Consider the following 7,053-nt stretch of genomic DNA (forward strand, 5'->3'; position numbering starts at 1 on the left):
TCCTTGCCGGCCTCCGCACCGGGACGGTCGGGCCGCTCGGGGCGGTCAGGCCGCTCGGACTGGTCCGGTCGCTCGGGACGGTCACGCCGCTCGGGCCCGTCCGGGCGCGGTTCCGGCCGGGCCGGGCACTCCGAGGAACCGCGCTCCTCCGGCCGCCGCGCGGAAGCCTCGGACCGCTCCGGCTTCTCGGGGGTGTCGTCAGTCGTCATCGGCCTCACGCCCGGAACACATGCCGCCGGATCGCGGCAGCGTTGGAGAAGATCCGGATACCGAGGACCACCACGACCCCGGTGGACAGCTGGGCGCCGACGCCCAGCTTGTCGCCCAGGAACACGATCAGCGCGGCCACCACCACATTGGAGAGGAACGATACGACGAAGACCTTGTCGTCGAAGATCCCGTCCAGCATCGCGCGGAAGCCGCCGAAGACCGCGTCGAGTGCCGCGACGACGGCGATCGGCAGATAGGGCTCGACCACCGTCGGCACCACGGGTCGGACCACAAGTCCGACCACGACTCCCACGATGAGGCCCAATACGGCGATCACGATGTGCCCTTCCCTGTGTCGGCGGTTTCGGCGCCGCCCTTGTCCGCGCCACCGGCTATCGGTTCCGCGGTACGTACGATCAGACTCGGCGCGGCCGGAAGCCGGACCTTGTCCTGGGCGGTAATGCTGGTGCGGATGTCGTAGTTCTCCTTGAGGACATGGAGATACTGTCCGTCGGCACTGTCCTGGAAGCGGGTGCTCAGCCGCTGGCCGTCCCCCACCGCGAGCACCGTATAGGGCGGTGCCAGCGGCTTGTTGTCGACCAGTATGGCGTCCCCCGCGGCCCTGATCGCGGACAGTGCGGTCAGCCGCTGTCCATTGATCGAGACGGCCTCGGCCCCCGCCTCCCACAGACCGTTGACCACACGCTGCATGTCGTGGTCGCGCACCCGCCCGGTGTCGGAGAAGTCGGCGCGCTCCCGCGGTCCCCCGCCGCCGCTCTCGGCGTGCTTGGCGTCATTGACGACCAGCTTCAGACCGGGTCCGGTCACCTCGGTCGCCCCCGCCAGCAGCGCGAGCAGATCGCCCTTGGCCCCACCGTGCTTCTTCAGCGCCTGCCGCTGTTTCTCCCCGACCTCGCCGCGGAGCCGGTCCACGCTCTTGGCGAGCTCGTCCGCGTCGGAGTTCCCCCGCTCGATGCGGTCGATGAGTTCTTCCCGCTCCTTGGCCAGTGTGGGCGCCGATATCCGTGCTTCGGCGGCGCCGATGGTCACCACGACCGCCACCAGGACAAGCCCCAGGGCCAGCCCCAGCTTGGCGCGCAGGGTCCGGGGCAGCCCCGACCGCCCGGTCTCCCCGCGCCGTGCGGCCGCCTCCGCGTAACCGTCGTCGAGACTGTGATCCATCACATTGGTCAGCAGCGACATGGACGCATCGAGACGCGGGCGCGGGCTCGGCGATTCTGTGCTCCGAACGGGGGGCTGCTGCGACATGCCGCACATCGTCGCACGTCGGGGGCGCCGTCACCCAATGGCCCCATCGGCGTGCCGGATCCGGGGCCGGGAGGCGGCGCCCCGACGCGCGCGAAGGCGCCGGAACGACCGCCGTATCAGCGTCCCGCACTGTCCACGACGCCGGACCATTCGTCCAGCAGGGCCTGCGCGGAGGCGTCGTCCGGACCCTCCGCCCACAGGTGGGTGACCGCCTCGGCCGGATCGGGCAGCACCATCACCCAGCGCCCATCGGCCTCGACGACGCGCACCCCGTCGGTGGTGTCCACGGAACGGTCGCCCGCGGCCTCCACCACATGCCGCATCACCAGACCCTTGACCGCCCAGGGGGTGGCCAGATCGCGGCGCTGCACATGCGCACGCGGAATCCTGGCGTCGATCTGACTCAACGTCAACTGGGTGCGCGCCACCAGACCGATCAGCCGGACGAAGGCCGCCGTGCCGTCGAAGACACTGCTGAACTCGGGGATGATGAGGCCGCCACGACCGTCGCCGCCGAAGACGGTGGTCTCCGAGCGGGCGACACGGGTGAGGTCGTCCGCGGCCGTGGTCGTCCACTCCACCTGGGTGCCGTGGTACGCCGCCACCTGCTCGGCGATACGGGTCGTCGTCACCGGAAGCGCCACCCGCCCGCTGCGCCGCTCGGCGGCCACCAGGTCCAGCATGACCAGCAGTGCCCGGTCGTCCTCCACGATGCGGCCCCGCTCGTCCACCAGCGAGAGCCGCTCACCGACGGGGTCGAACCGCACCCCGAAGGCCGCGCGGGCCGAGGCGACGATCTCGCCGAGACGGGCCAGGCCCGAGCGACGGGCGTCCGCGGTCTCCGTCGGACGCGACTCGTTGAGACCGGGATTGATCGTCAGGGCGTCCACCCCGAGCCGGCCGAGCAGGCTCGGGAGCACCAGACCGGCACTTCCGTTCGAGGCGTCCACGACGACCTTGAGGCCGGATTCGGCGATACCGCTGATGTCCACGGCCCGCAGCAGTGATCCGGTGTACGAGTCGTAGACGCTCGACGGGAAGCTGAGGTCGCCGATCTCCCCGGGGAACGCCCGGCGGTACTCCTGGCGTGCGTAGACCCGGTCCAGCTTGCGCTGGCGGGCCGCGGACAGATCGGCGCCGAGTTCGTCGAAGAACATGATGTCGACCGAGTCCGGCACCCCGGGCGAGGTACGGATCATGATGCCGCCGGCGCTGCCGCGCGCGGTCTGCTGGCGGGCCACCGGCAGCGGTACGTTCTCCAGGTCCCGCACATCGATGGCGCTGGTCTGGAGGGCGGAGATCACGGCCCGCTTGAGTGCGCGCGCACCACGGGAGTGGTCACGCGCCGTGGTGACCGTGGAGCCCTTCTTGAGGGTGGTCGCATACGCGCCGGCCAGCCGCACCGCGAGCTCCGGGGTGATCTCCACATTGAGGATCCCGGAGACACCGCGGGTGCCGAACAGATGGGCCTGTCCGCGGGACTCCCAGATGACCGACGTGTTGACGAACGCGCCCGCCTCGATGGTCTTGAACGGATAGACACGGACATTCCCCTGGACGATCGACTCCTCGCCGATCAGGCATTCGTCGCCGATGACCGCGCCGTCCTCGATCCGGGCGGCACGCATGATGTCGGTGTTCTTTCCGATGACACAGCCGCGCAGATTGCTCTGCTGGCCGACGTACACGTTGTCGTGCACCACCGCCTTGTGGAGGAAGGCACCGGTCTTCACGACGACATTGGACCCGACGACGGTGTGCTCGCGGATCTCGGCATCCGCCTCGACCTTGGCGTAGTCCCCGATGTAGAGCGGACCGCGGAGCACGGCGTCGGGGTGGACCTCGGCTCCTTCGGCGACCCAGACGCCCGGGGACATCTCGAAACCGTCGATCTCGACGTCGACCTTGCCCTCGAGGACATCGGCCTGGGCCTTCACATAGCTCTCATGGGTGCCGACGTCCTCCCAGTAGCCCTCCGCGACATAGCCGAAGACGGGCTTGCCCTCCTTCATGAGCTGCGGGAAGACATCGCCGGACCAGTCCACGGGGACATCGGGCTCGACGTAGTCGAAGACTTCCGGCTCCATGACATAGATGCCGGTGTTGACGGTGTCCGAGAAGACCTGGCCCCAGGTGGGCTTCTCCAGGAAGCGCTCGACCTTTCCGCCCTCGTCGACGATGGTGATGCCGAATTCAAGCGGATTGGGGACACGGGTCAGACAGACGGTGACGAGCGCGCCCTTTTCCTTATGGAAATTGATCAGCTCGGTGAGGTCAAAATCGGTCAGAGCGTCCCCGGAGATGACCAGAAAGGCATCGTCCTTGAGTGCCTCTTCCGCGTTCTTGACGCTGCCGGCGGTTCCGAGTGGCTTCTCCTCGTTGGCGTAGGTGAGCTCCATGCCGAGCTCCTCGCCATCACCGAAGTAGTTCTTCACCAGGGAGGCGAGGAACTGGACGGTCACCACGGTCTCGGACAGCCCATGCCGCTTCAGCAGCCGCAGCACATGCTCCATGATGGGCCGGTTGGCCACGGGCAGCAGCGGTTTGGGCATGGTCGAGGTCATCGGGCGCAGACGAGTTCCCTCGCCTCCCGCCATCACGACGGCCTTCATGTCGGAAGCGTCCTCCTTGAAGAGACGACGGTCATGCCGACCGCGCACGCCCGATGGCCCTGGAACGCGCTCCGGGCATCCGGCCTCAACAGGCTCCGGCTACGGCGAGCTCAGTCGGCCGCGGCGTCCGCCCTGACAAGTCGGCGGACCTGAACCACGTAGAGGACTCCTGCCCACCAATAGAGTGTTGTACCCCATCCGGCGAACGCCCATCCGAAAATAGCGGCGGTCGTGTGAAGCCAGCCACTTCCATCACTCAGAAGGAGCAACGGGAAGGCGTACATCAGGTTGAACGTGGCCGCCTTGCCGAGGAAGTTCACCTGCGGTGGCGGATAGCCGTGACGGCGGAGGATCCACACCATCACAAGCAGCACCAGCTCCCGGGCGAGGAGTACCGCGGGCAGCCAGATGGGCAGGATCTCGCGCCAGGTGAGGCCGACGAGTGTAGACAGAATGTAGAGACGGTCAGCCGCCGGATCGAGGATCCGGCCAAGGCTGGAGATCTGGTTCCAGCGACGGGCCAGCTTGCCGTCGAGATAGTCGCTGATGCCGCTGAGCAGCAGTACGAGCAGGGCCCAGCCATCGCTCTTGGGCCCGCCGAACTCGGGCCGGAGGATCAACCACAGGAAAAGCGGCACGCCGAGGAGGCGCGCGGTGCTGAGGATGTTCGGGATCGTGAGTACACGGTCCGTCTGAACGCGTGTCTCCTGGACCTCCACCCGGGAGCCTCCTGCGAGAACGTTCCGATGATGCCTCATGACCTTACCGGTAGGGACGGACAGTCCTCGCACCGGGTCGGGGCGACAGTGACAACAAAAAGCCCCCGAAGGGAACATCACTTCCCTTCGGGGGCTTTTGCACAATTTGTTCGGCGGCGTCCTACTCTCCCACAGGGTCCCCCCTGCAGTACCATCGGCGCTGAAAGGCTTAGCTTCCGGGTTCGGAATGTAACCGGGCGTTTCCCTAACGCAATGACCACCGAAACACTATAAAGTTGAACCGGACATGGACACGGTTCATTACTTCAGAACCAACACAGTGGACGCGAGCAACTGAGGACAAGCCCTCGGCCTATTAGTACCAGTCAACTCCACCGGTCACCCGGCTTCCATATCTGGCCTATCAACCCAGTCGTCTACTGGGAGCCTTAACCCATCAAGTGGGTGGGAGCCCTCATCTCGAAGCAGGCTTCCCGCTTAGATGCTTTCAGCGGTTATCCCTCCCGAACGTAGCCAACCAGCCATGCCCTTGGCAGGACAACTGGCACACCAGAGGTTCGTCCGTCCCGGTCCTCTCGTACTAGGGACAGCCCTTCTCAAGACTCCTACGCGCACAGCGGATAGGGACCGAACTGTCTCACGACGTTCTAAACCCAGCTCGCGTACCGCTTTAATGGGCGAACAGCCCAACCCTTGGGACCGACTCCAGCCCCAGGATGCGACGAGCCGACATCGAGGTGCCAAACCATCCCGTCGATATGGACTCTTGGGGAAGATCAGCCTGTTATCCCCGGGGTACCTTTTATCCGTTGAGCGACGGCGCTTCCACAAGCCACCGCCGGATCACTAGTCCCGACTTTCGTCCCTGCTCGACCCGTCAGTCTCACAGTCAAGCTCCCTTGTGCACTTACACTCAACACCTGATTGCCAACCAGGCTGAGGGAACCTTTGGGCGCCTCCGTTACCCTTTAGGAGGCAACCGCCCCAGTTAAACTACCCACCAGACACTGTCCCTGATCCGGATCACGGACCCAGGTTAGACATCCAGCACGACCAGAGTGGTATTTCAACAATGACTCCCCCTGAACTGGCGTCCAGAGTTCACAGTCTCCCACCTATCCTACACAAGCCGAACCGAACACCAATATCAAGCTGTAGTAAAGGTCCCGGGGTCTTTCCGTCCTGCTGCGCGAAACGAGCATCTTTACTCGTAATGCAATTTCACCGGGCCTATGGTTGAGACAGTCGAGAAGTCGTTACGCCATTCGTGCAGGTCGGAACTTACCCGACAAGGAATTTCGCTACCTTAGGATGGTTATAGTTACCACCGCCGTTTACTGGCGCTTAAGTTCTCAGCTTCGCCCCACCGAAATGGAGCTAACCGGTCCCCTTAACGTTCCAGCACCGGGCAGGCGTCAGTCCGTATACATCGCCTTACGGCTTCGCACGGACCTGTGTTTTTAGTAAACAGTCGCTTCTCGCTGGTCTCTGCGGCCACCACCAGCTCACACTGCAAGAGTGATCACCAGCAATGGCCCCCCTTCTCCCGAAGTTACGGGGGCATTTTGCCGAGTTCCTTAACCATAGTTCACCCGAACGCCTCGGTATTCTCTACCTGACCACCTGAGTCGGTTTAGGGTACGGGCCGCCATGAAACTCGCTAGAGGCTTTTCTCGACAGCATAGGATCATCCACTTCACCACAATCGGCTCGGCATCAGGTCTCAGCCTTAACGTGCGACGGATTTACCTACCACACGGCCTACACCCTTACCCCGGGACAACCACCGCCCGGGCTGGACTACCTTCCTGCGTCACCCCATCACTTACCTACTACCACCTTGGACCGGCGGCTCCACCACTCCCCCTCACTCCGAAGAGATCAGGGGCGGCTTCACGGCCTTAGCATCAGAGGATTCGATATTGGGCGCTTCAAAGCGGGTACCGGAATATCAACCGGTTGTCCATCGACTACGCCTGTCGGCCTCGCCTTAGGTCCCGACTTACCCTGGGCAGATCAGCTTGACCCAGGAACCCTTAGTCAATCGGCGCACACGTTTCCCACGTGTGTATCGCTACTCATGCCTGCATTCTCACTCGTGAACCATCCACAACTCGCTTACACGGCTGCTTCACCCGGCACACGACGCTCCCCTACCCAACCCAGCCCCCGTTAGGGGTTAATGCTGGATTGACACGACTTCGGCGGTACGCTTGAGCCCCGCTACATTGTCGGCGCGGAAT

General features: G+C 64.6%; 4 protein-coding genes and 2 rRNA genes (1 of these 6 running past the window's edge). All 6 read right to left on the minus strand.

All coding sequences use genetic code 11. From position 1 onward, the window contains the following. Nucleotides 1–214: 214 nt before the first annotated feature. The gene (locus HUT19_RS05720) at nt 215–547 is read right to left on the minus strand and encodes a small basic family protein (RefSeq protein WP_014058688.1); all 333 of its coding nucleotides are present in this window, start codon (nt 545–547) and stop codon (nt 215–217) included. After that, nucleotides 544–1,488 (minus strand): DUF881 domain-containing protein, encoded by a 945-nt coding sequence (locus HUT19_RS05725; RefSeq protein ID WP_254885455.1) that lies wholly within the window; start codon nt 1,486–1,488, stop codon nt 544–546. Before HUT19_RS05725 ends, HUT19_RS05720 begins: the two co-directional genes overlap by 4 nt. Before the next feature lie 107 nt (nt 1,489–1,595). After that, nucleotides 1,596–4,091, minus strand: coding sequence for a mannose-1-phosphate guanyltransferase (locus HUT19_RS05730; RefSeq protein WP_176179396.1), 2,496 nt, complete (start codon nt 4,089–4,091; stop codon nt 1,596–1,598). A gap of 110 nt (nt 4,092–4,201) precedes the next feature. After that, nucleotides 4,202–4,810, minus strand: a complete 609-nt coding sequence (locus HUT19_RS05735) for a CDP-alcohol phosphatidyltransferase family protein (RefSeq protein WP_176179398.1) — start codon at nt 4,808–4,810, stop codon at nt 4,202–4,204. Between the two features lie 147 nt (nt 4,811–4,957). Then, nucleotides 4,958–5,074 (minus strand): 5S ribosomal RNA (rrf, locus tag HUT19_RS05740). Between the two features lie 71 nt (nt 5,075–5,145). Next, nucleotides 5,146–7,053: ribosomal RNA gene (locus tag HUT19_RS05745) — 23S ribosomal RNA — on the minus strand (it continues 1,216 nt past the right edge of the window).

Origin of the sequence: Streptomyces sp. NA02950 (assembly GCF_013364155.1) — a bacterium.
Classification (GTDB): domain Bacteria; phylum Actinomycetota; class Actinomycetes; order Streptomycetales; family Streptomycetaceae; genus Streptomyces.

Bases quoted from the DNA above. Each gene is read 5' to 3' on its own strand.
- HUT19_RS05725 (WP_254885455.1), bottom strand. From the start codon at position 1,488: ATGTGCGGCATGTCGCAGCAGCCCCCCGTTCGGAGCACAGAATCGCCG.
- HUT19_RS05730 (WP_176179396.1), bottom strand. From the start codon at position 4,091: ATGAAGGCCGTCGTGATGGCGGGAGGCGAGGGAACTCGTCTGCGCCCG.